At 71.2% G+C, this 22,913-nt stretch carries 19 protein-coding genes and 1 pseudogene; 13 read left to right on the top strand and 7 right to left on the bottom strand.

The window, feature by feature from the left end; translation table 11 throughout:
- Positions 1-79 precede the first annotated feature (79 nt).
- Positions 80-601: a hypothetical protein gene (locus Air01nite_RS10555; RefSeq protein ID WP_203701812.1), complete on the top strand. Its 522-nt coding sequence runs from the start codon at positions 80-82 to the stop codon at positions 599-601.
- Positions 602-606: 5 nt separating this feature from the next.
- On the opposite strand, the gene Air01nite_RS10550 is transcribed toward Air01nite_RS10555, so the two are convergent.
- Positions 607-828, bottom strand: a complete 222-nt coding sequence (locus tag Air01nite_RS10550) for a DUF397 domain-containing protein (protein WP_203701811.1) — start codon at positions 826-828, stop codon at positions 607-609.
- Between the two features lie 102 nt (positions 829-930).
- On the opposite strand from Air01nite_RS10550, the gene pepN reads away from it, so the two are divergent.
- From pepN to Air01nite_RS10505, 9 genes and pseudogenes are all read left to right on the top strand, one after another.
- Positions 931-3,405 (top strand): aminopeptidase N, encoded by a 2,475-nt coding sequence (gene pepN / locus Air01nite_RS10545; protein ID WP_203701810.1) that lies wholly within the window; start codon positions 931-933, stop codon positions 3,403-3,405.
- A gap of 18 nt (positions 3,406-3,423) precedes the next feature.
- Positions 3,424-4,032 carry a nicotinate-nucleotide adenylyltransferase gene (gene nadD, locus Air01nite_RS10540; protein WP_275408192.1) on the top strand — a complete coding sequence of 203 codons (609 nt, stop codon included), beginning with the start codon at positions 3,424-3,426 and terminating at the stop codon, positions 4,030-4,032.
- Between the two features lie 78 nt (positions 4,033-4,110).
- The gene (gene rsfS, locus Air01nite_RS10535; RefSeq protein ID WP_203701809.1) at positions 4,111-4,548 is read left to right on the top strand and encodes a ribosome silencing factor; all 438 of its coding nucleotides are present in this window, start codon (positions 4,111-4,113) and stop codon (positions 4,546-4,548) included.
- Complete coding sequence (locus Air01nite_RS10530; RefSeq protein ID WP_203701808.1) at positions 4,545-5,168, top strand: histidine phosphatase family protein; 624 nt, start codon at positions 4,545-4,547, stop codon at positions 5,166-5,168. Before rsfS ends, Air01nite_RS10530 begins: the two co-directional genes overlap by 4 nt.
- A gap of 682 nt (positions 5,169-5,850) precedes the next feature.
- Entirely contained in the window at positions 5,851-6,693 is an 843-nt protein-coding gene (locus Air01nite_RS10525; protein WP_203701807.1) for a DegV family protein, read from the top strand.
- A 196-nt stretch (positions 6,694-6,889) separates the two neighbouring features.
- Positions 6,890-7,735 (top strand): ComEA family DNA-binding protein, encoded by an 846-nt coding sequence (locus tag Air01nite_RS10520; RefSeq protein WP_203701806.1) that lies wholly within the window; start codon positions 6,890-6,892, stop codon positions 7,733-7,735.
- Positions 7,732-10,296, top strand: coding sequence for a ComEC/Rec2 family competence protein (locus Air01nite_RS10515; protein ID WP_239090637.1), 2,565 nt, complete (start codon positions 7,732-7,734; stop codon positions 10,294-10,296). The genes Air01nite_RS10520 and Air01nite_RS10515 overlap by 4 nt, the downstream gene beginning before the upstream one ends.
- 93 nt (positions 10,297-10,389) lie before the next feature.
- Positions 10,390-11,400: pseudogene (holA, locus tag Air01nite_RS10510) on the top strand (DNA polymerase III subunit delta); the annotation flags it as partial.
- A 772-nt stretch (positions 11,401-12,172) separates the two neighbouring features.
- Positions 12,173-12,772, top strand: a complete 600-nt coding sequence (locus Air01nite_RS10505) for a hypothetical protein (protein ID WP_203701804.1) — start codon at positions 12,173-12,175, stop codon at positions 12,770-12,772.
- A gap of 766 nt (positions 12,773-13,538) precedes the next feature.
- Here Air01nite_RS10505 and Air01nite_RS10500 read toward each other — a convergent pair.
- The 6 genes from Air01nite_RS10500 to lepA form a co-directional block, all read right to left on the bottom strand.
- Complete coding sequence (locus Air01nite_RS10500) at positions 13,539-14,372, bottom strand: carbohydrate ABC transporter permease (protein WP_203701803.1); 834 nt, start codon at positions 14,370-14,372, stop codon at positions 13,539-13,541.
- Complete coding sequence (locus Air01nite_RS10495; protein ID WP_203701802.1) at positions 14,369-15,328, bottom strand: carbohydrate ABC transporter permease; 960 nt, start codon at positions 15,326-15,328, stop codon at positions 14,369-14,371. The genes Air01nite_RS10500 and Air01nite_RS10495 overlap by 4 nt, the downstream gene beginning before the upstream one ends.
- Positions 15,325-16,587, bottom strand: a complete 1,263-nt coding sequence (locus Air01nite_RS10490) for a sugar ABC transporter substrate-binding protein (protein WP_239090636.1) — start codon at positions 16,585-16,587, stop codon at positions 15,325-15,327. The genes Air01nite_RS10495 and Air01nite_RS10490 overlap by 4 nt, the downstream gene beginning before the upstream one ends.
- A gap of 194 nt (positions 16,588-16,781) precedes the next feature.
- On the bottom strand, positions 16,782-17,069 hold the full coding sequence (locus Air01nite_RS10485) for a GlsB/YeaQ/YmgE family stress response membrane protein (protein ID WP_203701800.1): 288 nt from the start codon (positions 17,067-17,069) through the stop codon (positions 16,782-16,784).
- A 91-nt stretch (positions 17,070-17,160) separates the two neighbouring features.
- Entirely contained in the window at positions 17,161-17,586 is a 426-nt protein-coding gene (locus Air01nite_RS10480) for an NUDIX hydrolase (RefSeq protein ID WP_203701799.1), read from the bottom strand.
- Positions 17,587-17,690: 104 nt separating this feature from the next.
- Positions 17,691-19,571 carry a translation elongation factor 4 gene (gene lepA / locus Air01nite_RS10475; RefSeq protein WP_203701798.1) on the bottom strand — a complete coding sequence of 627 codons (1,881 nt, stop codon included), beginning with the start codon at positions 19,569-19,571 and terminating at the stop codon, positions 17,691-17,693.
- A 98-nt stretch (positions 19,572-19,669) separates the two neighbouring features.
- Between lepA and Air01nite_RS10470 the strand changes: the two genes are divergently transcribed.
- From Air01nite_RS10470 to Air01nite_RS10460, 3 genes are all read left to right on the top strand, one after another.
- Positions 19,670-20,656: a phosphotransferase gene (locus Air01nite_RS10470; RefSeq protein WP_203701797.1), complete on the top strand. Its 987-nt coding sequence runs from the start codon at positions 19,670-19,672 to the stop codon at positions 20,654-20,656.
- A gap of 559 nt (positions 20,657-21,215) precedes the next feature.
- The gene (locus tag Air01nite_RS10465) at positions 21,216-21,875 is read left to right on the top strand and encodes a HEAT repeat domain-containing protein (RefSeq protein ID WP_203701796.1); all 660 of its coding nucleotides are present in this window, start codon (positions 21,216-21,218) and stop codon (positions 21,873-21,875) included.
- Between the two features lie 3 nt (positions 21,876-21,878).
- A complete protein-coding gene (locus Air01nite_RS10460; RefSeq protein ID WP_203701795.1) occupies positions 21,879-22,883 on the top strand; it encodes a MerR family transcriptional regulator in 1,005 nt (334 codons plus the stop codon).
- Positions 22,884-22,913 lie beyond the last annotated feature (30 nt).

Raw genomic sequence — 22,913 nt, 5'->3', positions numbered from 1 at the left:
GGCCCCTCCCGGGGAGCCGGCCGGCGGCCAAACTCAAGTCGCGAGCGGGTGCGCGGGGCGCCCGGCGGGGGAGGCGGCGATGCGGGTCCAACACTTCCTACTGGTCGTCGACCGGGCACCCGGTCTCATCGAGCGTCGCCGGCTGGCCGGTCTGCCCGCGCCGCCGCGGCTGTCGACCGGCGTCGACGGCACGCACCGGCTGGGGTTCGACCGTCCGGCGTCCGCGCTGGCCGACGGCATCGCGACCGCGATCGACCAGGTCGAGACCAGGACCGATCTGCATGTCGTACGCGTGGCCGACCGCGACTGGCTGACCCTGGCCGAGATCGCCGCGCGGATCGGCCGGTCGCGCGAGATCGTCCGACTGTGGGCGGTCGGCCGGCGCGGGCCGGGCGGTTTCCCGGCACCGCTCGAGCCCGACCGCGACACCAGCTACTACAGCTGGGCGCAGGTGTCACCCTGGCTGCGCGAGCGGATGGGCTACGACCTGCCCGACGACGAGCCGATCCTGGCGGCCACCAACCTGGCGTTGCAGTTGCGCGCGCTGGTGCCACGGATCCGGCACATGCAGCTCATCCGCGATCTGCTGGCCGCGGCATGACCGGCTCAGGCCAGGTCGAACTCGCCGTCGCGGGCGCCGGCCACGAACGCGTCCCACTCGGCCTGCGTGAAGACCAGCACCGGGCCCTGCGGTTCGGCGGAGTTGCGCAGGCCGATCAGGTCGTCGACGAACGCGACCTCGACCGCGCCCTGCTCCGTCGCCGCGTCGCCGACCCGTTGCCATTCGGCCCGCGTCAGGTCGAAGTCTCCCTTGGGATGGTGTGCCATCGCGCTGCTCCTCGGATGTCCTGGCCGCGGGGGCGGACAGTCAGGCTATACCGCATCGGCCTCGGGTCGCCGTGCCCGAACGAGTTCGTGCACGATAGGCGGATGCGCAGCCTGACCCAACAGGAGGCGGTCGACCGGGCCGCCGCGATCACCGTCGAGTCCTACACGATCGATCTCGACGTCACGACGGACGACCACTTCCGGTCGACCACGACCGTCCGGTTCCGCGCTGCCAGCCCCGGCTCCGCCACGTTCGTCGAGCTCAAGCCGGTCCGCCTCCACGCGGTCGCGCTCAACGGCGCCGCGCTCGACCCCGCCGCCCTCGACGGCAACCGGCTGACGCTCGCCGGCCTGCGCGCCGACAACGTGCTCACGGTCGAGGCCGACATGGCCTACTCCAACACGTCCGAGGGACTGCACCGGTTCGTCGACCCGGCCGACGGCGGCGTCTACCTGCACGCGACGTCCTTCCTCGACGAGGCGCAGCGCATCTTCGCCTGCTTCGACCAGCCCGACCTGAAGGCGCCCGTGCACATGCGGGTCACCGCGCCGACCGGGTGGCGGGTCGCCGCCAACGCCGCGGTCGCCTCGGCGGTGCCCGCGGGCGCGACGACCACCTGGGAGTTCGCGGCGACCAAGCCGCTGGCGACCTACTTCGTCACGGTGATCGCCGGGCCCTACCACGTGGTCGAGTCCACTCACGACGGCATCCCGATGGCCATCTACTGCAAGGCCTCGGTGGCGGAGCACCTCGACAAGGACGCCGACGAGATCTTCGAGATCACCCGGCAGTGCCTCGACAAGTTCCACGAGCTGTTCGGCTTCCGCTACCCGTTCGGCAAATACGATCAGGCGTTCGTGCCCGAGTTCAACGCGGGCGCGATGGAAAATCCGGGCCTCGTGGTGATCCGCGACGACTACGTCTACCGGTCGGCGGTCACCGACTCCGAGCGCGAGTTGCGCGCCACGACGATCGCACACGAGATGGCCCACATGTGGTTCGGCGACCTGGTCACCATGCGGTGGTGGGACGACCTGTGGCTCAACGAGTCGTTCGCGGAGTTCATGGGCACGCGGGTGACGGCCGAGGCGACCCGCTTCCGCAACGCGTGGACCACGTTCGGCATGCGGCGCAAGGCTTGGGGCTACGAGACCGACCAGCGGCCGTCCACCCATCCCGTCGCGCCGACGAGCGTGCCGGACTCCGCTGACGCGCTGGTCAACTTCGATGGCATCTCGTACGCGAAGGGGGCCTCCGCCCTGCGTCAGCTCGTGGCGTGGGTGGGCGACGAGGCGTTCCTGGCCGGCATCCGGGCGCATTTCCAGGCGCACGCGTTCGGCAACGCGACGCTCGCCGACCTGCTGGGCGCGCTGTCCGCGGCGAGCGGGCGCGACCTGTCGGCGTGGGCGGCGCTGTGGCTGCGCGAGGCCGGCGTCAACACGCTGCGGGTCGACAGCGCTGACGGGGTCGCGGTGCTCCAGTCGGGCTCGGTGCTGCGGCCGCACCGGGTCGCCTTCGGCCTTTACGACCGCGGCGCTTCCGGTGAAGCGGTGTTGCGGCGGCGGGTCGAGGTCGACGTCGACGGCGCGCGGACCGAGGTGCCCGCGCTGCGCGACGAGCCGGCGGCCGACCTGCTGCTGCTCAACGACGGCGACCTGACCTTCGCCAAGGTCCGGCTCGACGCGACCTCCGCCGCGGCCGTGCCCACCGTGCTGCCGACGTTGCGCGACCCGCTGAGCCGGGCCGTGGTCTGGACTTCCATGATCGATGCGGTACGCGACGCGGAGCGCCCCGTCGCGGACCTGGTCTCCCTGCTGGTCGCCGCCCTGCCGGCGGAGACCGAGGTGATCGTCGTCGCGGATGCGCTGGTCCAGGCCCGCGGGCTGATCGACCGTTATCTCGAGCCGGCTGCCCGGTTGGCCGCGCTGGCGCAGGTGGCCTTGGTCTGCGATCGCTTGGTCGAAGCGCCCGCCGGTGCCTCCCACCGGTTGGCCGCGATGCGGGCGCTGGTCGATGCCAGCGTCGACACGGCGCGGCTGCTCGGCTGGCTGTCCGGCGAGGGCGTGCCGGTCGGCATCGAGGTCGACGAGGAGCTGCGGTGGCGGGTCGTGCACCGGCTGGCCGTGCTCGGGGCGATCGACGGCGACCGGATCGCGGCCGAGTTGGCGGCGGACCGCAGCGCGGCGGGTGCCGAGTGGGCTGCCCGGGCCGACGCGGCGCGGCCCGACCCGGCGGCCAAGGCGGCCGCGTGGGCGGCGGTGATCAACGATGACTCGCTGTCCAACCGGCTCCTTGAGGCGAAGGGGCGGGCGCTGTTCCAGCCGGAGCAGATCGAGCTGACGGCCCCGTACGTCGAGCGCTTCTTCCTGGAGATGCCGGCTGCGGCGCGGCGGCGCACCCCGTTTGCCGCGGAACGCCTCGCTGACCTGGCGTTTCCCCGCTACCACGTCGCGCCGCGCACCCGGGAGCTGGCGGCTTCGATGCTCGCGTCGGGCGACCTGCCGCCCGTCCTGCGCCGGGTTGTGATCGACAACGATGATGACCTTCGTCTCGCACTGGCTGCCCGGGCGAGGTGACAGGCTTACGATCCGGTGATGAGCGGTGACGACGATCTCGGCGTGCGCCGGGTGGGGATCATGGGCGGCACGTTCGACCCGATCCACCACGGCCACCTCGTCGCGGCGAGCGAGGTCGCGGACAACTACGCGCTCGACGAGGTCGTGTTCGTGCCGACGGGGCAGCCGTGGCAGAAGGACGCTCGCGAGGTCTCCCCGGCGGAGGACCGCTACCTGATGACGGTGATCGCGACGGCGTCGAACCCGCGGTTCCACGTGAGCCGGGTCGACATCGACCGCGAGGGCCCCACCTACACCGTCGACACCCTGCGTGACATCCGTGCCATGTACGGCCCCAAGACGCAGCTGTTCTTCATCACCGGGGCGGACGCGCTGGCGCGGATCCTGTCGTGGAAAGACACCGACCAGATGTTCGAATTGGCGCATTTCGTCGCGGTCACCCGCCCGGGTTTCCACCTGAGCGACGAACACCTGCCGGCGGACGCGGTCTCGATGATCCAGGTCCCGGCGATGGCCATCTCCTCGACGGACTGCCGCACCCGGGTCGCCGCCGGCAAGCCGGTCTGGTATCTCGTGCCCGACGGCGTCGTCCAGTACATCGCGAAACGTCACCTGTACCGTGCGTGAACTCGCGTCCGCTGGTCAGCGGTTGTGTCGCGGCATGTGAGAGGCTTGGAGGGTAATGCCGTCAACCAGAGGAGCACGGTGACCGCTTCCGACCGCACGCGCGAGCTGGCGCTCGCCGCCGCGCAGGCCGCAGCCGACAAGAAGGCGCAAGACATCGTCATCATCGACGTCGCCGACCAGTTGGTGATCACAGATGCCTTCCTGATCGCGTCCGCGCCCAACGAGCGGCAGGTCACCGCCATCGTCGACGCGATCGAGGAGCGCCTGATCAACCTGCCGGAGAAGGCCAAGCCGGTGCGCCGCGAAGGCGAGCGGGCGGGCCGGTGGGTGCTGCTCGACTACGTCGACCTGGTGGTGCACGTCCAACACACGGAGGAGCGCGAGTTCTACGCGCTGGACCGGCTGTGGAAGGACTGCCCGACGATCCCGTTCGTCGACCGCGACCTGGTGCCGGCGGCTCCCGCCCCCGCGTCTGCCGCCTCGGCTTCCGGCAGTGAGGCGAGCCCGGCCGAATGACCAGGCTGCTGGTCTGGCGGCACGGCAACACCGACTACAACGCGGGGGGCCGTGTCCAGGGCCAGACGGACGCACCCCTGAACGCCCGGGGCCGCGACCAGGCAGCCGAAGCCGCCGCCGTGCTCGCGACTCTCCATCCTGACGCACTGGTCAGCAGCGACCTGTCGCGCGCCCACGACACAGCGTCGGCGCTCGCGTCCCTCACGGGCTTGACGGTGACGCCGGACCCACGCCTGCGCGAACGCCATTTCGGCGAGTGGCAGGGCGAGCTGCTCAAGGACATCGAAACCCGCCACCCGACCGAGTACGCCCGCTGGCGCGCCGGTGACCCGTCGCCCGGCTGCGGCCTCGAGAGCCTGGACGACCTCGCCAAGCGCATGCTCGACGCCCTGCAGGACGCGGCAGCCCTGGCACCGGGCGGCACGGTGGTGGTGACCACCCACGGCGGCGCGGCCCGGCAGGGTTGCGGCGCGCTGTTGGGCTGGCCCAACGAGGCGACGCGGACGTTGGGGTCGCTCTACAACTGCCACTGGACCGAGCTCCGCGACCGCTCGCGCCGGGTGGGCGGCACGGGCTGGCAATTGACGGCCCACAACGTAGGCGTCCTCACCCAACCCTGACCGCCCGCGCGCCCCGCGCTGCGCGTCGGGCTCGCGCTGTGTGCCGCGCCTCCCGTCGGGCTCGCGCTGCGCGCTGCGCCTCGCGTCGGGCCTCGCGCCGCCCCTGGCGTCGGGCCTCACGCCGCATCGAGCCTCGATACGCTTGCGTATCGGGTCGCGCCCCACGCGCCGCGCCGCGCCGGGCCTCGCGCCGCGCCGGGCCTCGCGCCGCGCCGGGCCTCGCGCCCCGCGCCGGGCCTCGCGCCCCGCGCCGGGCCTCGCGCCCCGCGCCGGGCCTCGCGCCGCGCAGGGCCTCGCGCCCCGCGCCGGGCCTCGCGCGGCGTCGAGCCTCGGGCCCCTCGGCGCGCGCCGCGCCTCGCGTCGGGCTGGCGCTGTGCGTCGAGCCTCGCGTCGGTGCTCGCGCCGCGTCGAGCCTCGCGCCTCGTGTGTCGGGCCGCGCGTCGGGGCTCGCACCTTGAACCGCGCCAGCGCTCTGGCCTTCGTGCTCGCGGCGGCCTGCGGCCCGCGCGTTGTGGCCGTGCTTCGCGGGCGGCGGTTGGGCGAAGGACGCCGTTGGTGGCTCGGTTTGCGTGGTCCGGGCCGTCCTGGGTGGTTGAGCTTTGTCGCATTCGTCATCGGCTCATGAGCGACCTTCTTCCTGGCATCGTCCGCGGCGGTGGCTGATCTCGGCTAACGTGCCGGCATGTCCGTAGCGGTCGTCACCGACTCCACCGCCTACCTGCCCCCCTCCGCGCCGGCGGCGCTGACGGTGGTGCCGTTGACCGTCGTGATCAATGGCGTCGAAGGCTCGGAGGGCGTCGACGTCACGCCCGCACAGGTGGCGCGCGCCCTCGGCGGCCGCCGTTTCTCGGTCACCACCTCCCGTCCGTCACCGGCCGCGTTCGCTGCCGTGTACCAGCGGCTGCTCGACCACGGCGCCTCCGCCGTGGTCTCGGTGCATCTGTCAGCCCACCTCTCCGGCACGGTCGAGGCCGCCAGGTTGGCCGCCGCGGAGGTCGGCCCGGCGGTCACGGTCGTCGACGCGAAGTCCACCGGCATGGGCCTCGGCTTTCCCGCCTTGGCCGCGAGCGCCGCGGCGGCCAAGGGCGGGGATGCCGACTCCGTCAGCCGCGCCGCCGTCGAGGCAGCGGAGCGCACCTCGACGCTCTTCTACGTCGACACCTTGGAGTTCCTCCGCCGCGGGGGGCGTATCAACGCGGCATCGGCCCTGCTCGGCACGGCCCTGTCGGTGAAGCCGATCCTCAACGTCGTCGACGGCGCCATCGTCGTCCGCGACAAGGTACGCACCGCTAGCCGCGGCCTCGCTCGACTGGTCGACCTGGCGGTGGAGGCAGCCGACGACACGGCCGTCGACGTGGCCGTGCACCACCTCGACGGCGCCGAACGCGCCGACCACCTGGCATCGACCCTCACGGAACGCCTCGGAGACCGCCTCCGCGACTGCTACGTGACCGAGATCGGTGCCGCCGTCGCCGCCCACGTCGGTCCCGGTCTGGCATCGGTCGTCGTACATCGTCGTCCGTAGTGGTCTGTCCCCGTCGACCGGCCGAGGTTGTCCAATCTGGAAATCATCTGGCTGCCCCCTTCGTCGCCGTCGCATTCGAGGACCCAGTGTCAGCGCGACTGGTCAAGATCGTTTGAGTTATCCACAGGCGAAAGTTATCCACAGGCCGCGACAGGTGGCACACGCCGAGTGACCCGTCAGGCCTAGCGTCGCCGGCGTGTCCGATGACGAGACCCTCGTACGCCAACGCCTGGCGCGGCTGAGCGCCGAGCCGAACCCGGGCGACCCCTACACGGCGCTGACCCGTCCGCTGCGGTCGCCATTCGAGGAGCTGGACCACCCGGCGACGTTCGCGACCACATTCCTGCCGGCCGAGCCGGCGCAGCCACCCGAGCCACTGCCCCCGGAGGGCTTCGGCCCGGAGCCAGTCACCGAGCGGCGACGCCTACTCGGCGGCGCCGGCCCGTTCGACCCCGGTCGTCGTGGCATCAAGGCCCTCGCGGCGGTGGCCGCCGTGGTGGTGCTGGTCGCGGCGTTCTTCGCCTACCGAGCTCGGCCGAAGGTCGAACCGGTCGCCGCCGTGTCGCCCCCGCCCGCGGCCGACGTCCCGGCCCAGGCGACCACCGGTCCCGCCGAGATCATGGTGTCGGTCGCGGGAAAGGTTAGGAAACCAGGTCTGGTACGCCTACCAGCCGGTGCCAGGGTGGCCGACGCGGTGGATGCGGCCGGCGGAACCCTGCCCGGCACGGACCTGACCACCATCAACCTCGCGCGCCACCTCGCCGACGGGGAAATGGTGCTGGTCGGCGTCACGCCACCGCCCGGCGCGCCAGCCCCCGATGCGGCTGGCGCGGACCCGGCGGCCGGGGGAGGCAAGGTCAACCTCAACACCGCCACCCTGGCCGAGCTCGACTCCTTGCCCGGCGTCGGCCCGGTCCTGGCCCAACGGATCCTCGACCACCGCACGGCCAAGGGCGGCTTTAAATCCGTCGGTGACCTCCGCAACGTCGACGGCATCGGCGCCAGCCGCTTCGAGGAGCTCAAAGACCTGGTGACGGTATGACCACCGACGCGCCGGGGGCGCCCGAGACGCCTGCCGGGCACGAGCGACCGCCACCGGACCTCCGCCTGGCCGGCATGGCCGTCGGCACCTGGCTGAGCGCCTTGGCGGCGCTGTACCTGAGCGCCCGAGTCAGCGCATTGGCGGCAGCAGTGGCAGCCGCGGTCACCATCCCGCTGCTCCTGTCGAACGGCGCCATCCGCACCGGGGCTTGGCGCCGCGCTGAGCCGAGGAGCGACCGGGCACAACTCGCTGGAAGGGACCGGGCGCTCCTGACCTCATGGCCACCCCTGGGCGGCACATCACGCCCGTCTGCCAGGCCGAGCTTTAGAGGCGTGAGCCTGGCCCCGCGGCTCATGCGGCGGTTGCGTGGCCTTGCGCAGGGCATGGTGGGGCGCCGGGTCGCCGTCGCGGTCCTGCTCGGCATCGTCTGCGGTGCCGGGGCGACCGCGGCGCGAGTGGCGGTGCGGGACGCGTCAGCGATCGCGGGTTTCACCGACCGGCGAACCTCTGTGGTGGCAGAGGTCGTCGTGCGCGACGACCCGCGGCTGGTCGGCGGTGGGACCAGACCGATGTACGTCGTGGCCGGCGACCTGAGGTGGCTGCGGCCCGTCGGCACGGACGAGCAGCGGATCGGCGTGCGAGCCCGAATCCTGGTTCTCGCCACACACCAGGCGTGGGGTGCGCCGCTTCCTGGCCAGCGCGTACGCGTGGAAGGCAGGCTCGCCCGCCCGCGCGGCGGCGACCTGACCGCCGCGGTCATCTCCTCCTCGGCCGCACCGGAGCTTGTCGGGCGACCGTCATGGGTGCAACGGGCCGCCGGATTCTTGCGCGCCGGCCTCCAGCGCGCGTGCGCCACGTTGCCGCCCGAGCCAGGCGGTCTCCTGCCCGGCCTCGTGCTCGGCGACACGAGCCGCCTCGACCCGGCGGTGGCCGACGACTTCAAAACCACTGGCCTCACGCATCTTACTGCCGTTTCGGGAGCAAATGTCGCAATTGTGATTGGCTTCGTCCTGCTCCTGGCCCGCTGGTGCCGGGCCGGCCGCTGGACTGCCGCCATCCTGTGTGGACTGGCTCTGGTCGGGTTCGTCATCCTCGTGCGTCCGTCGCCGAGCGTCGTGCGTGCGGCCACCATGGGCGCGATCGGGTTGTTGGCTCTGGCCAGCGGACGGTCGCGTGCCGCGGTGCCAGCGTTGGCCGCGGCGATCGTCGTGCTCGTGGTGGTCGACCCGGACCTGGCCGGCGACGCCGGCTTCGCGCTCTCGGTGCTGGCGACGGGAGGCCTGCTGCTGCTCGCGCCGAAGATGCGCGACTGGCTGCGCCGCAGACGCGTGCCGCCCGGTCTGGCGGAAGCGCTCGCGATCCCGGCGGCCGCTCAGGTGACGTGCGGCCCGGTCGTCGCCGGTCTGTCCGGCGCAGTCAGCCTCGTGTCGATACCGGCCAACCTGCTGGCCGCACCGGCTGTCGCGCCCGCGACCGTCCTCGGTGTCTTCGCGACCATCGTTTCGGCCGTGTGGCCCGCGGGAGCGGGGTTCTTGGCCTGGGTGGCGCACTGGCCGGCGCAGTGGCTGGTGCTGATCGCCCGCCAGGGCGCCGCGACGCCGATGGGCAGCGTGCCGTGGCCGGGCGGCGTCGGCGGCGGGCTCCTGATGGGTCTGCTTACCGTGTTCGTGTTGGTCGCCGTGCGACGCCGGTTGGCACGCCAGCTGATCGCCGTCGTGGCGGTGGCGGCGGTGGTGGGTGCCTTACCGGTACGGGTGCTCACCAGCACGTGGCCGCCGGCCGGCTGGCTGATCGTGGCGTGCGATGTCGGTCAGGGCGACATGACGGTGCTTCCGGCCGGCAACGCGGCCGCCATCGTGGTCGACGCGGGGCCCGATCCGGCCGCGGCCGACGGCTGCCTCGACCGCCTCGGCGTGCGCACCGTGCGCTTGTTCGTCGTGAGCCACTTCCACGCCGACCATGTGGGCGGTGTCGACGGGATCGGCCGCGGCCGCCGGATCGAGGCCGTCGCGACGCCGCGGCACGCGGAACCGGTCAGCGGTCGTGACCTGGTCGCCGGCGCGGCAGGGGAGGCGGGTGCGGTGCTCGCGCCCGTCGAAGCGGGATGGCGATCGGCGGTAGGGCCGGTCGACCTTGTCGTGCTGGGGCCGCCGGTGGAGATGTCCGGAACACGATCCGATCCGAACAACAACTCCCTCGTTCTCCGGGCGACCGTCGGCGGGGTGGGCGTCATGCTTCCCGGCGACGCCGAAGAGGAGGAGCAGCGGGCGACCATCGACCACTACGGCGCGGCGGCGCTGCGGGCGCAGGTGCTCAAAGTGGCGCACCACGGGAGCGCGTACCAAGAACCGGCGTTCCTCGACGCCGTCGACCCGGCGGTGGCCCTGGTGTCGGTCGGTGTCGATAACGACTACGGCCATCCGAACCCGGCGCTGATCGCCCGGCTGGCCCGCGACGGAGCGCGAGTTCTGCGTACGGACCTGGGCGGTGACCTGGCGGTCGTGCGGAGAGGAGGTGGTCTAGCGGTGGTCTCATCCGGCAGCCAAGGCGGTCGAGGCTAATCCCGTGTACGGGATGATCGGCGCATCACCGCACACCACGTGACGGACACCAATTTGTCGGGATTCGCGGTTGATGAGTGATCGACAACTCATATGGGTGAGGACGTTCGGTCGGTCAGGAGCGCGTGCGAGTATGGCCCGGTGACCGGCGGCCTTCCCTCAATTCAACTCGTGCTCGGCGACGAGGAGCTGCTGGTGACGCGCGCCGTGGACAGGGCCGCCGAGGCCGCGAAGGAGGCGGACGCGTCCACCGATGTGCGGCAGTACGACGCCAGCGCGCTCGCCGCCGGCGAGCTCGCCGAGATGGTCAGTCCGTCGCTGTTCGGCGGTCGCCGCCTGGTGGTCGTGCGCGGCGGCCAGGACGCCCGCAAGGACCTGGTGGCTGCGCTGCTCGACTACGCGAAGCACCCGGATCCCGACGTGACGCTGGTCGTCACGCACACAGGCGGCGGCCGGGCGAAGGCGTTGGCCGAGGGGCTTCGGCAGGCCGGCGCCGACGTGGTGACCGCCGCGAAGCTCAAGTCGCACCGCGACCGGGTGGCGTTCGTGCGGGAGGAGCTACGGCGGGGGAGCACCCGCGGTTCCGAGGAGGCCGCAGAGGCCTTGCTCGCCGCCGTGGGCAACGACCTGCGCGAGCTGGCGGCCGCCTGCTCGCAGCTTCTCGCCGACGTCGAGGGCCGCATCGACGCCGCGACGGTGGCCCGCTACTACCGCGGCCGGGCGGAGGTCAGCGGCTTCACGGTGGCCGACGCCGCGATGGTCGGCGACGTGCCCGGCGCGCTGGAGGCATTGCGCTGGGCGCTGCACGTCGGCGTCGACCCGGTCCCGATCGCCGACGCGATCGCCGACGGCGTGCGCACTGTGGCGCGGGTCGCGTCGGCGGGGCGCGGCAACGCCTACCAGATGGCGAGCACGCTCGGCATGCCCGCCTGGAAGATCGAGCGCGCGCAGCGCCAGGCGCGCGGTTGGACCCCGGAGGGCCTCGTCGTCGCGATGCGCGCCGCCGCCGACTGCAATGCCGAGGTCAAGGGCGGCGCTGACGACCGGGGGTACGCGCTGGAACGCGCCGTCTTCGCCGTCGCGGCCGCCCGCGCCGGGGACGCCGGTCGCAGCGGCCCAGGCGCCGACGCACCGGGCGGCTCCCCTCGCCGATCGGGCGGAGGCGCCTCGGACGCCGGCCGACCGATGGACGGCCGGGCCGCCGCACGCGCTGCGGCAGCCGGCAGGGGTTCGCCGTCGGGCAACCGACGCACCGGCGGCAGCCGATGACACCGACCCGACACCATGCGATTCAGCGGCACCCACTGCGAGTTGGCGGAACGCCGGCGACTGCGGCGCGACCGCAGGCGCCGCGACATCTAGCGATCCAGTCGCGCCCGCTGCAAGCCATCGGTCTGCCGTCGGTCGCGGCGGGCCAGCCGACAACAACGCGGCGGCATCTCCCGACCCAAGCGCCTCCGTCGCGAGCTGACGGTTTGCATCAGGCGTCGGCGCGACCGACGGCGACGGCGGTGTGGCGTTTCCCGATTCGGGTGCGTCCGTTGCGGGCTGACGGTTCGCCACGGGCTGTGGTGTGGCCGGCGGCGACGGCGGCGCGGCGTCTTGCGGTCCGGTCGCATCTGCCGCGAGATAGGGGTTTGCCGGTCGCGGTGCGCCGGCCGGCGACAGCGGCGCGGCGTCTTGCGATTCAGTTCAACCCATTGCGAGCTGAGGGTTTGCCAGCGACATTCGCATCGTCGCCAAATTTGGCGCGAACGGCCCCATCGAAGCGCATTTCCTTTCTCGTCGACCGGCGTAGGATCGCGGCAGTTGGCAGGCGGGGTGGTGGCCGATGACGGCGCGACGGCTCGCGGCACAGTTCGCATCCGTTGGTGATGTGAGTGGGCGTCCGTTCTATGCCCGCGCTCTGCGGCTCAAGCACATCAATCCGAGTTCGACGGTCTGTTTCGTCTTTCTGGAGGGTGCCACCGCGTTCGCGGTCATCCTGGCGCTCGCCGAGTTGATTCCATTTTGGGGCGTCGTCCTGTTGCCGATCTGCATCGCGGCGATGGTCAAGGTCAATGACGTGGTCGCCGGTGCGGCGGTGCGGGCCGCCGAGAGCCGCGGCGGTGGCGGCTTCGTTCGCCGGCCACTGCGGCCGTTCCGGACGGTCGGGCGGGCGACCGTCCCGGGTGGAGCGGGTTCTGACAAGATCGGCCGCGTCTACCGCTCCGCGCCGCCCGAGGCCAGCAGCCCGACGGCGGCGCCGGGACCCGACTCTCAGATCGACCTGGACGAGGACGGCGACGACACCACTGGCGTCCATCGTGGAGCCATTCCAGTGGCCCGACAAGGCAACCCGGCGGCGGTCGTCAACTCACCACCGGCCGACCTCAACCAGGGCCGGACAGCACGAACGCCGACCGCGCGGGCCAGCGATGTGTTCGACACCCCGGCTCAACGCGCCCGTCACTCCGCGACACGCCGCTACGAATAGCCGCCAGGAGCGCTCACGCCACCGAGCGACGGTCGCCCGGCGGTAGACCGCCTGTGCTATCGGCAGGCCCCTAGACGACAGAGCAGGCCCACCGAACACTGTGCGCGACGTTGGGCGGCTCGTCTTCGCACTCGTCGGCTCGGTGATGGTCGATGTTGGTCGGATGGGACCACAAGGTTTTGTTGCCGTGGTCGGTGACCGCCCCCACTCTGGCAGACCGAAGCGCTCATTGCGGCGCAGTCCTACCGACCAGTGCCGGTGGTCAACAAACCGCAACGCGGCCGCCGGCCACGTCCACCAACTCGTTGCGGCACGCGGGTTGGGAAGCCGCTCGCCGGTCGGGTGTGATCTCGTCCAGATAGAGAGCACCGCCACCTGCTGCGCGGGTGTGCGGCGCCACCGCTACGGGGTCGCCGTGTCGGGGACCGGCGCGATGCGGGGCCGGCTGGCCGCCTGGGCGGTCGCGGCAAACGCGGCCTGCTGCGCGGGTGTGCGGCACCACCGCTACGGCGTCGCTTGTGTCGGCGACCACCGCGATGCGCCGCCGCCTGGTCCCCGGGCGCAGCAAACGTGGCCTGCTTCGCGGGCGTAGCGGTGCCACCGCCACCTCGTCGCCCTGCCGGCGACCGCCGCGATGCACGGCCGTCCGGCCAAGGAGCGCGCGCCGGCAAGCGAGACGTCAAGGCTGATCGGACCGTTGGCTCGACCGACTGCTGGCACGACCCGCCGCATCGCGGGCGGCGAGTCAGATCAGCGGGCGACCCACTCACCCCTTCAGTGCGCCCGCCGCCAGCCCACCAACCATTCGGCGCTGCACGACCAGGAAAAAGACCAGCACCGGGATCGTCAGGATTGTCGACGCCGCCATTACCGGACCCCAAGCGGTGTCGTCCCGGCCGAAGAAGAAGGTCATGGCCACCGGAAGCGTGTAACGCGACTGATCGTTCAAGAACGTCAACGCGAAGATCAATTCATTCCACGCCACGATGAACGAGAAGATGCTCGTCGCCGCCAGACCCGGCGCGACCAACGGCAGCAGAATCCGCCGGAAGATCTGCGCCCGGCTTGCCCCGTCGATCGCCGCCGCTTCCTCCAGTTCCACCGGCACCGCAGCCACGAAGCCGCGGAGCATCCACACCGCGAACGGCAACGAGAAGCCCACATACGTCAAGACCAGGCTCGCCAGAGTGTCGTACAAGCCAAGCCGTTGGATCATCAGGAACAGCGGGATGACCAGCGCCTCCAGCGGGATCATCTGCACTACCAGCAGCATCACCAGGAAGCTGGTGCGCAGGCGGAAGCGGAAGCGCGCCACCGCCGTCGCCGCCAGCAGCGCGATCAGGCCACTGATCAACACCGTGGCTAACGCGACCAGGACGCTGTTGCGGAAGAAATCGACGAACGTCACCCCGGGAATCAGGTCCCCGGTCAGGATCGTCCGATAGTGCTCCAGCGTCGGCGACCGAGGGAACGGCAAAGGGCCACCTGAGAAGATCTCCGGCGTCGACTTCAACGACGTCGACACCATCCAGACGACCGGGAACACCGCGAACAGCGCCACCAGCAGGCCGACAACGTTCAGCGCGTGTCGTCGTCTCACAGCTCCTCCTGCTTCAGCAGGGACCGCACGTACACGCCGGTCACGACCAACAGGATCACCGTGAGTACGACCGCGATCGTCGCGCCCAGGCCGTATTTCGGTGGCGGCGAGAAGGCCGTCGCGTACGAGTAGATCGACAGCATGAACGTCGGCCGGTCCTGTGTGCCGCCGGCCAGTACGTACTGCTGGGTGAAGACCTTGAAGTCCCAGATCGTCGACAGCACGACCAGGATCCCGAACACCGGGCGCAGCAGCGGGAACGTCACCGACCAGAACGAGCGCCACGGGCCCGCTCCGTCGACCCGCGCCGCCTCCAGCAGCTCACCCGGCAGGCTCTTCAGGCCCGCGAGCACCGACACCGCGATGAACGGGAACGAGTGCCACACGACCACCAGAGTCAGGATCGAGAAGAACGACAACGGCGAGTTGAACCAGCCATACCCGGTCCACTCAGAACGGCCGAACAACGAGGAAGACAACCCGGAGGGCAGCGCGTTGAACAGCCACGTCACCAACCCGTTCGTGTCATCGAAGATCCACTTCCAGGTGATCGTGCCGGTCAGCGCCGGCGTCGCCCACGCCAGCAGCACACAACCGCCCACGAACGCCGCCATCCGCCGCCCGAGGCGGTGCAGCAGCAGCCCGACCAACGTGCCCAGCACCATCGTCAAAAACACGTTGGCCAGCGCGAACAGCACCGTATTACGCAGCACCGTGTGGAAGAACGGGTCCGACAGGATCTCCCGGTAGTTCGCCAGCCCGGCGAACGGCCACGGCCGCTGCCCGCGCACCTGACGCACGCTGTCGAGGTCGTACAGCGACATCACCGCCACCTGCCCGAGCGGCCACAGCAGCAGCGCCGCGATGACCACCAGGCAGGGGAGCAGCAGGAGGTACGGAAGCCGGCCCGGCCCCCGACGGTAAGCGGGGGCCGGCCGGGTAGGAGACGTCGTCACTTGGCGTTGAGGATGCTCTCGATCTCGGCGGCCGCGTCGGTCGTCGCCTGGTCGACCGTCTTCTGGCCCTTCATGACCGAGCTGTTCATCGCCTGCGTCACCGTCTTGGTGCGGCTGACCTCGACCCACTTCGGCGTCATCGGGGTGAGCTTGGTGCTCTTCATGCTCGCCGCGAACGCCGCCATGATCTTGTCGTCGTTGTAGCCGCTGGCGACCAGGTCCGAGTAGACCGGGAAGAACTTCAGGCTGTCGGCCCACTTCTTGTTGTTCTGCTTGTCGAGCAGCACCGTCATGTAGTCCCAGGCCACGTCCTTGGCCTTGCTGTCCTCCCAGATCGCGATGTCGGAGCCGCCGGCGAACGCGGGCGCCTCACCACCGGTCGGACCGGGGATCGGGAACGTGCCCCAGACCTGGTCGAGCTTGGGGTCGGCCTTCAGCATCGCGGCCTGCTGCCAGCTGCCGGCGAACGCCATCGCCGCCTTGCCGGTCGCGAACTGCGTGCGCGCGTCGATCTCGTTCCACGCCGCCGAGGCCGGCGGTGCCACCTTGTGCACCGTCACCAGGTCGGTCCAGAACTTGACCGCCTGGCGCGACTCCGCCGAGGTGAGGCCGGACTTCCAGGTGCCGCCCTGCTCGGTGGCGATCTCGCCGCCCGCGCCCCAGAGGAACGAGTAGAACGGCAGCTCCGAGTTGCCCGGCAGGGCGATCCCGTAGGTGCCGGGCTTCTTCGCCTGCACGGCCTTGGCCGCGGCTACGAGCTCGTCCCAGTTCTTCGGCGGCTGCACGCCCGCCTCCTGGAACCAGTCGGTGCGGTAGTAGATCGCGCGCACGCCGGCGTACCACGGAATGCCGTACTGCTTGCTGTCGAGCTGCGCGTTCTTCACCAGGTCGGGCAGGATGTCCTTGCCCGGCGCCCAGCCGCCCAGCCGCTCGGTCAGGTCGGCCAGCGCCTCCTGCTGCGCCCAGCCCTGGGTCTCGGTGTTGCCCAGCTCGGTGACGTCGGGGCCTTCGCCGCCGGCCAGCGCCGCCTGGAACTTCTTGGGCGCCTCGAGCCACGGGATGTACTGCACGACCACGTCGGTGTTGGGGTGCTTCTGCTTGAACTCGGCCTCGACATCGTCGAGGAAGGAGTTCTGCGCGTCCCCGCCCTCACCCATCATCCAGACGGTGAGCTTGGCCGGGTCCGGTGCCTGCTCGTTGCCGCTATCGTCATCGCTGCTGCCGCACGCAGTGGCGAGCATCGCTGCCGTGAGGATCACCGTGACAACCTGGAACGGTCTCCGCCTCGTCTTCACGACGCATTCCCTTCCGCGATGGGGGCTCGGGGTTTGTAGGTAACCTTCTTCGCGGCAGAGTAGTACGTAAATTTCTTTTACGACAGGCCTCCACATCACACATAGGAAACGGCCGCCCCGAGGGGCGGCCGTTTCCGGTGCTACGTCGTTACCGTGCGTCAGTACCGGCTGACTCGGCCCCGGCGGCGTCCGTACATGCTGACGGTCAGCAGCACGCCGACGGCGGCGAGGACGATCTGCAGCAGCAGCTCCCGCCAGTCGACGAAGCCGCCGGTGTCCGCGAAGCCGCCGGCACGCGCGATGGCGGAACCGAGCAGCGCGGCGACGACACCGATGACCAGCGTCAGCCAGATCGGGATGTTCTGGCGGCCGGGCACGACCAGCCGGCCCAGGGCACCAATGATCAGACCGATAATCAGTGCGGTGATGATTCCACCTGCGGTCATGGCCCTTCCTCCTCCTCGGGGGGTGTGTGACAGCCCGTAAGTTCCCGAGGCGGTGGAGCGCCAAACCGGATCTATCCCCCGGATGGCAGGTTTATTTCCCCGACGGCAACGATTCGCGGAGGCGGGCCGCGTCGACCAGGGCTTCGTCCATTGTCGAGAACGCCATCTTCGGCGGATCGGCCAGGTCGAACCAGGTCAGCTCCGTCGACTCGGCCGGGTCGAGCCGGATCGCCGCCGGGTCGACGGTCGCGAAGAAGAAGCAGTCCAGCACCGGCAGCAGCTCGTCCTGGAACTCGTACGCGCCGACGTACATGCCGATGAAGTCCCTGATCTGCACCTCGACGCCGAGTTCCTCGCGGCCCTCGCGCAGCGCGGCGTCCCGCGGGTGTTCGAAGCCGTCGCAGAACCCGCCCGGCGTCTCCCACAGCCCGGCCATCGGCTCGATCGCCCGCCGCAACGCCAGAAATCGACCAAGATCGTCAAGAACGACCAGGCTCGCGGTCGGCCGCGCGTTCACATAGAGCTGATAGCCGCAGGACGGACACGCCGTCGGCGGCCGCGAGACCAGAGCCCCACCGCAGCGGGCACAGAAACCGGCCGACGGTCCGGACGCCAGCGGCATCACTTCTTGGCAGCCTTGTCGGCAGCCGCGGTGTCCGAGGTGCTCAGCGCGGCGATGAAGGCCTCCTGCGGCACCTCCACGCGACCGACCATCTTCATCCGCTTCTTGCCTTCCTTCTGCTTCTCGAGCAGCTTGCGCTTGCGGGTGATGTCACCGCCGTAGCACTTGGCCAGCACGTCCTTGCGGATCGCGCGGATCGTCTCGCGGGCGATCACCCGGCTGCCGATCGCGGCCTGGATCGGCACCTCGAACTGCTGCCGGGGGATCAGCTTCTGCAGCTTGGAGGCGATGTTGACGCCGTAGTTGTAGGCCTTGTCCTTGTGCACGATCGCGCTGAACGCGTCGACCGGCTCGCCGTGCAGCAGGATGTCGACCTTGACCAGGTCGGCCTTCTGCTCGCCGGAGGGCTCGTAGTCGAGGCTCGCGTAGCCCTTGGTGCGGCTCTTGAGCTGGTCGAAGAAGTCGAAAATGATCTCGGCGAGCGGCAGGGTGTAGCGCAGCTCGACGCGGTCGGTCGACAGGTAGTCCATGCCGAGCAGCGAGCCCCGCCGGCCCTGGCACAGCTCCATCACGGCGCCGACGTAGTCGTTGGGAGTCAGGACGGTCGCGCGCACGACCGGCTCGTACACCTCGGCGATCTTCCCGGCCGGGAACTCGCTCGGGTTGGTGACCGTCAGCTCCTCGCCGTCGTCCATGAGCACCCGGTAGACCACGTTGGGCGCGGTCGAGATGAGGTCGAGCGAGAACTCGCGCTCCAGCCGCTCCCGGATGATCTCCAGGTGGAGCAGGCCGAGGAAGCCGACGCGGAAGCCGAACCCTAGCGCGGCACTTGTTTCCGGCTCGTAGACCAGCGCGGCGTCGTTGAGCTTGAGCTTGTCGAGCGCGTCGCGCAGCGCCGGGTAGTCGGAGCCGTCGATCGGGTAGAGGCCCGAGTAGACCATCGGCTTCGGGTCCTTGTAGCCGCCGAGCGCCTCGGTCGCCGGCCGGCTCTGGAGCGTGACCGTGTCACCGACCCGGGACTGGCGGACGTCCTTCACGCCGGTGATCAGGTAGCCCACCTCGCCGACGCCGAGCGCCGACGACTTGACCATCTCGGGCGAGATGACGCCGAGCTCGAGCAGCTCGTGCGCGGCGCCGGTGGACATCATCTTGATCCGGTCGCGCGCCTCGATCTTGCCGTCGATCACCCGGATGTACGTGACGACGCCGCGGTAGATGTCGTAGACGGAGTCGAAGATCATCGCCCGGGCGGGCGCGTCGGGCTCGCCGACCGGTGGCTGGAACTGCCGGACGATCTCGTCGAGCAGATGGGGTACGCCGTCGCCGGTCTTGCCGGACACCCGCAGGCAGTCCTCGGGCTGGCAGCCGATCAGGTGCGCGAGCTCCTCGGCGTACTTGTCGGGCTGCGCCGCCGGTAGGTCGATCTTGTTGAGCACCGGGATGACGTGGAGGTCGTTCTCGAGCGCCAGGTAGAGGTTGGCCAGCGTCTGCGCCTCGATGCCCTGCGCGGCGTCGACCAGCAGCACGGCGCCCTCGCAGGCGGCGAGGCTGCGGGACACCTCGTAGGTGAAGTCGACGTGGCCGGGCGTGTCGATCATGTTGAGCACGGCCTGCTCACCGGCCCGCTCGCCGGCGCGCACGGTCCACGGCATCCGGACCGCCTGCGACTTGATCGTGATGCCGCGTTCGCGCTCGATGTCCATCCGGTCCAGGTACTGCGCCCGCATCTGCCGTGGGTCGACCACCTCCGTCAGCTGCAGCATCCGGTCGGCCAGCGTCGACTTGCCGTGGTCGATGTGGGCGATGATGCAGAAGTTGCGGATGCGCACCGGGTCGGTAGCGCCGGGCAGGTTGGCGCCGCGGTCGAGCGTGGGTGGCACGGTGGTCCGTTCTGATCGGCGGTGGTCAAGGTCGCTCTCTATGTTCCCATGTCCAATTGGGTGGCCCCGGCGTGGAGCGGTCCGGCACGATTGCCGCCATGCTCGCGACCCCGCCCTTCGCCTACGACGCGACCGCCGTCCGGCCGCCGTGGGAGTCGTTGGCCGCCGGCATGCGGGCCGCGATCGAGGACCGGCTGGCCTCTCCGGTCGTCGGCGCGCGGACTGCCGGAGCGGGCTTCACCAGCGGCTTCGCCGCGGTGTTGACGACGGCCGCGGGGGAGCAGGTCTTCGTCAAGGCCGCGCGCTCCGCGGACCAGCGTCATCTTTGCGACTGGTACGCCCACGAGGCGCTGGTCACCGCCGCCCTCCCGGCGGCGGTCCGGGCGCCGCGCCCGCTCTGGACCCTGGCGACGCCGGACTGGTTCGTCCTGTGCGCGGAGGCGGTGGTCCCCGGCCGGACGCCGACGCTGCCGTGGCAGGAGGCGGAGTTGGCCGCCACCCTGGACGCCTGGGCCGAGGCTGCGGCGGCCCTCGCCCACCCGACGCGGGCCCTGCTCGACCTGAAGCTGCCGGCGCTCGCGCCGATGGTCGCCGACGAGTTCGGCGGGTGGCGCTGGATCGCCGAGGGCCGCGTGCCGATGCCCGAGTGGGCGGAGCCGGCGCGCCCCCGCCTGGCCGCGCTCGCCGCCCTGGAAGCGTCGGCGCCGTCCCTGGTCGCACCGACCGGCCCGAACCTCATGCACTGCGACCTGCGCCTCGACAACGTCATCATCGACGCGTCGGGCGAGGCCTGGCTCTGCGACTGGAACTGGCTCTGCCACGGCCCGGCCTGGTTCGACACGGCGGTCCTGCTGATCACGGCCCACGCGGGCGGCCTGGACGCGGACGCCCTCTGGTCGACCCACCCGACGGCGAGGGGCGTGCCGACGGGCGCCCTCGACGCGGCCCTGGCCGCGTTGTCCGGATATTTCCTGACCCGCTCCGCGGCCCCACCCAACGACGCGGCCCCAACGGTCCGCCAACACCAACGCTGGCACGGCGAGGCGGCCCTGTCCTGGCTGTCAGCCCGCCAGGGCTGGCGCTGATACCTCCCCGGAGGGCGGACTCAGCTGGCCGGCCGGCAACGCCGGGCGGCTGCACCGGCCACGTGGCGATCAATTGCCAAGCATGGAGCAGAAGCCGGTCCCGGGCCCGCGGTGGTCCGGACCGTCGCTCCCGCCGGTCACCGCTTCGCTGCCAGGTCCGCGGCTGGTTGGCATCAGACAGGATGCTGCCAAGGCAGCAACGCCACTCCGCCCGTTCGCTTCCGCGAACGAGGTCGGCCCGGGGGCGGTCGCCGTACTCGGCGGGCGGCGGCGATCGTGGTAATCGATTGCTGCTGGAGCAGCGATGTTTTACCAACGTCCGCCGTGCTGAGCGCGCGAGCCGTGACGGTCCGCTGCATCCAAGACCAACAGCGGGGGTTTGTTCAGGGCACTTCCGCCTGCCAACGCTCCGCTTCGCCATGCCGCCGGGTTCGCGTTGCCCGAACGTTAGGAACGGACCGTTCCTCTGCCGAAAGCGTTAGGAACGGACCGTTCCTTTCGCCAGGCTTGACCTTGACACGGTGACAAGCCCTTCGCTGTGGCCGAGGAGGTGGTCGCCATGGAGGACCCGGAAACGGCGCGGGCTTGCCGGGCGCTGGAGCACGGCAGCGCGTCGGTGCGGTTGCGGGCGGCGATGGCGGTGGGCACGGCACCCGATCCGCGGCTGGTCGACAAGCTCGTCGAGCGGTGTGCGGTCGAGAGCGAGTTCAGCGTGCGCGAGATGCTCACCTGGGCGCTCACCCGCCACGCGCCGGAGGCGACCATCCCCAAGCTCGTCGCCGAGCTCCGGCGTGCGCGGCCGCAGGCCCGGAGTCAGGCCTTGCACACCCTGTCCAAGATCGGGGATCGGCGGGCCTGGCCCGCGATCACGCCGGCGCTGCTCACCGATGCCGACGACGAGGTGGCGCGGAGTGCCTGGCGGGCGGCCGTCGCGCTGGTGCCTAACAGTGCCGAGCCCGCACTGGCAGGGACGCTGGCGACACAGCTAGGGCGCGGCGGCCGCGAAACCCGGTTGAGCCTCAGCCGGGCGCTGGTCGCGCTGGGCGAGGCGGCGATGCCGACCCTGCGCGCCGCGATGACCGACGCCGACCCGCGGGTGCGGCAGCACGCGATCGCGACGGAACGGCTCTCACGCGACCCGGACGCCGGATTCGAGTTGGCGATCGAGGAGGCGAATCGGATCGTGGCACTCGGCACCACCAGCCAGGAAGGGTCTTAGACGGTGTTGATCGGTGACGTGGCGCGGCGGTCCGGGGTCAGTGCGCGGATGCTCAGGCACTACGACTCGCTCGGGCTGGTGCGGCCGACCGGGCGCACGCACGGCGGCTACCGCGAGTACTCCAGCGCCGACATCCGCCGGATCTTTCACGTCGAGAGCCTGCGGTCGTTGGGGCTGTCGTTGCGGGACGTCGGGCGCGCGCTCGACGATCCCGGATTCACGCCCGCGGGGCTCGTGGCCGACCTCATCCGCCAGACGCGGGAGCGGATCGCGGCGCAGCAGGAACTGCTCACCCGGCTCGACCGGATCAACGACGCCGAACCGGGCGACTGGGCGGACGTCCTCCAGACCGTCGCCCTCCTCCACGCCCTGGGGTCCGACGACGCCGGGCGGCGCCAGCGAGCGGCGCTGACCTCGGACGTGCCCGTGGCGGCGCTGGTCGAGGCGGCCCTGGGCGAGACCGACCCGAACGTCGCCGGCGCCCTCCGCTGGGCGCTCGCGCGGTCCGGCGACGACGCGCTGGCCCTGCTCGCCGAGGGCCTGCGCGCGCCCACGCCCCAAAGGCGCAAACGGGCCGTCCACTGCATCGCCGAGATCCCCGGCGCGGCGGCGACCGACCTGCTGCGGGGCGCGCTCGCGCACGCCGACGCCGACGTGCGCACGACCGCCGCCCTGGCGCTCGGCACCCGTGGCGCACCGGAGGCGATCCCGCCGCTGATCCGGATGATCGTCGAGGAGAAGGCCGATGCCGACGCGGCCGACGCCTTGGGCGCACTGGCCGGCGATCCCGCGTCCGCGGACCGGATCGCCGCGAGCCTCGTGGCCGCCCTCGCCGACCAGGAGGCGCCGGCACGTCGCCGGCTGGCACAGGCGCTCGCGGACATCCCGGGGGACAGCGCGGCGCGCGCTCTCGACGATCTTTCCCACGACGCGGACCGGGTGGTCGCCGTCACCGCGGCCTACACACTCGAGCGCCGGCGAGGGGCGTTTTGGCCCGTCAATGGGTAACTGGTAGTCTGGTTTTTCGCGTGTGGCGAC

The sequence above is a fragment of the Asanoa iriomotensis genome (genome assembly GCF_016862515.1).
Taxonomy (GTDB): domain Bacteria; phylum Actinomycetota; class Actinomycetes; order Mycobacteriales; family Micromonosporaceae; genus Asanoa; species Asanoa iriomotensis.
The sequence above is the reverse complement of the archived record's forward strand: the minus strand, read 5'-3'. Positions and strand labels throughout refer to the sequence as shown.

Coding starts and splice junctions, on each gene's coding strand:
- Air01nite_RS10555 (WP_203701812.1), top strand. CDS start 80: ATGCGGGTCCAACACTTCCTACTGGTCGTCGACCGGGCACCCGGTCTC.
- Air01nite_RS10550 (WP_203701811.1), bottom strand. CDS start 828: ATGGCACACCATCCCAAGGGAGACTTCGACCTGACGCGGGCCGAATGG.
- pepN (WP_203701810.1), top strand. CDS start 931: ATGCGCAGCCTGACCCAACAGGAGGCGGTCGACCGGGCCGCCGCGATC.
- nadD (WP_275408192.1), top strand. CDS start 3,424: ATGAGCGGTGACGACGATCTCGGCGTGCGCCGGGTGGGGATCATGGGC.
- Air01nite_RS10530 (WP_203701808.1), top strand. CDS start 4,545: ATGACCAGGCTGCTGGTCTGGCGGCACGGCAACACCGACTACAACGCG.
- Air01nite_RS10525 (WP_203701807.1), top strand. CDS start 5,851: ATGTCCGTAGCGGTCGTCACCGACTCCACCGCCTACCTGCCCCCCTCC.
- Air01nite_RS10515 (WP_239090637.1), top strand. CDS start 7,732: ATGACCACCGACGCGCCGGGGGCGCCCGAGACGCCTGCCGGGCACGAG.
- Air01nite_RS10485 (WP_203701800.1), bottom strand. CDS start 17,069: ATGACCGCAGGTGGAATCATCACCGCACTGATTATCGGTCTGATCATT.
- Air01nite_RS10470 (WP_203701797.1), top strand. CDS start 19,670: ATGCTCGCGACCCCGCCCTTCGCCTACGACGCGACCGCCGTCCGGCCG.
- Air01nite_RS10465 (WP_203701796.1), top strand. CDS start 21,216: ATGGAGGACCCGGAAACGGCGCGGGCTTGCCGGGCGCTGGAGCACGGC.